The following is a 1,682-nucleotide window of genomic DNA, read 5'->3' as shown; positions in this document are numbered from 1 at the left end:
GGATACCGGTCGCCAGTGCAGTTTGAGGCGGCCGCGTGATACAACGTCAGTGTCAACAAAAACGGATGAAGTCCCAGCCGCTTCGCGGCTCAGCTTAAGTTAGGTGTTAGATTTCAGGGGGGGACCATGGGCGACCTGTTGAATGAATTGGCAAATCCGGTCTGGTGGCTGAGCGTCGTCGTAGCCGGGATTCTTGTAAATCTTGCATCGTCTTACTTAAAGTCGCGCCTTGACAAGTCAGTGTCAGCCACAGCGGGTTGGTGGCGACGGCGGTCCGAGCGCCGCCGGAAATTATGGCAGGACTACGTGAAGCACCTTGCGGCGAGCGTTGAAGCGCGCATTCAGGCGCGGCATATGGAGATTCGTTTGCGTCTGCAAGCGATCATGTCATTTTTGTTCGCTGTCGCCTTTTCAGTCATTGGCATCGTTGCGCCCCTGCTTCAGCAACCATCGTCTCGCTATGTTTCAATCGGGGCACTCTTTTTATCGGCTTTACTCGCGTTCATTGCTTACCTTTGCATTCGTGACGCAGTTAAAAGAGGTCAAGCGGTTCATGCTGCAATGGCTGAAATCTAACAGTTCGTTCAAGCCGACCCCGCGTCGCTCCTTCTCGTGAGTTGACGGGTGCTGGTACGCTTCCGGTCACCAGCCATCCCCGCTGCGGGCCGGCTTAACTCAAGTGTTAGGCCTCTTGTTGCGTGATGCGCAACATGATACGGTGTCGCCATGATCGAGTCGTTGCGACACAAAGGCCTCCGCAAGCTCTTCGAGACGGGCAATGCGTCCGGGGTACAACCAGCTCATGTCAAGCGGCTCCGGATGCAGTTGGCTGCCCTGAATACCGCGAAGACCATTGAGGATATGGATATCCCGGGATTCCGGTTGCACCAGCTCAAAGGACAAATGCGCGGGCGCTGGTCTGTGACGGTCAATGGCAACTGGCGGCTGACGTTCGAGTTCCGAGACGGGAACGCTTACGTCCTAGACTACGAGGACTATCACTAATGGCCATGTACAACCCTCCCCATCCCGGTGAGTTCATCACTGAGATCTATCTTGAGCCGAACGGCATCAGTGGTCGCGAGCTGGCGGAAAAGCTGGATGTGGCTGCTTCTACTTTGAGCCGCATCCTCAAGGGTTCCAGCCGGGTTACTCCTGAGATGGCGCTCCGCCTAGCGAAAGCGATCGGACGCTCGCCGGAGAGCTGGCTTGCCATGCAGGATACCCATGACCTGTGGGTGGCTCGGCAACATGTTGACTTGGGTCGCGTGAGCAAGCTTGACCTGGCCGCGGCCTAACAAATCATTCAAGCCAATGCCGCTTCGCGGCACGGCTTAATTCTGGTGTTAGGCGGCACTGGAAGGAGATTTCAATGACACTTGTCCATGTTGCGTTGCTTGGAGAAGGCACGTCTGTCTGGCGTCCGGTTCAAGCACGCCATGTTCAAGACTCCGTCTACGAGCTCACTGGCGTCGTGCCTGACGGGGAGGAGTGGGAGTTTCAGCCGGGGCAGTTTGTTGAGTGCGTGCCACAAGACTTCTCTGGCGGCGGGCAAGGGCTTGTAGCTAACCGGCCAGTGCCGCCTAACAAGTCATTCAAGCCGAAGCGGAAGTTCCTTCGGTTCAGTGGACACCGTGATCTAATCATCAGGAGTGTCTTCCATGCCAAGACCTGGTCCCAGA

General features: G+C 56.4%; 4 protein-coding genes. All 4 read left to right on the top strand.

Going from position 1 to position 1,682, the window contains the following annotated elements:
• Positions 1-126 precede the first annotated feature (126 nt).
• On the top strand, positions 127-576 hold the full coding sequence (locus ACW7G3_RS14170) for a hypothetical protein (RefSeq protein ID WP_456983559.1): 450 nt from the start codon (positions 127-129) through the stop codon (positions 574-576).
• 150 nt (positions 577-726) lie between these two features.
• Positions 727-1,005 (top strand): type II toxin-antitoxin system RelE/ParE family toxin, encoded by a 279-nt coding sequence (locus tag ACW7G3_RS14165; protein ID WP_456983558.1) that lies wholly within the window; start codon positions 727-729, stop codon positions 1,003-1,005.
• Entirely contained in the window at positions 1,005-1,298 is a 294-nt protein-coding gene (locus ACW7G3_RS14160; RefSeq protein WP_456983557.1) for a HigA family addiction module antitoxin, read from the top strand. The genes ACW7G3_RS14165 and ACW7G3_RS14160 overlap by 1 nt, the downstream gene beginning before the upstream one ends.
• Positions 1,299-1,372: 74 nt before the next feature.
• Positions 1,373-1,682: hypothetical protein (locus ACW7G3_RS14155; RefSeq protein WP_456983555.1), on the top strand; the 310-nt coding region annotated here is incomplete at its 3' end.

The sequence above is a fragment of the Luteimonas sp. A478 genome, assembly GCF_054052025.1.
The sequence above is the reverse complement of the archived record's forward strand: the minus strand, read 5'-3'. Positions and strand labels throughout refer to the sequence as shown.

Excerpts from the sequence above, each read along its gene's own strand:
- ACW7G3_RS14170 (WP_456983559.1), top strand. The coding sequence starts at position 127 with ATGGGCGACCTGTTGAATGAATTGGCAAATCCGGTCTGGTGGCTGAGC.
- ACW7G3_RS14160 (WP_456983557.1), top strand. The coding sequence starts at position 1,005 with ATGGCCATGTACAACCCTCCCCATCCCGGTGAGTTCATCACTGAGATC.
- ACW7G3_RS14165 (WP_456983558.1), top strand. The coding sequence starts at position 727 with ATGATCGAGTCGTTGCGACACAAAGGCCTCCGCAAGCTCTTCGAGACG.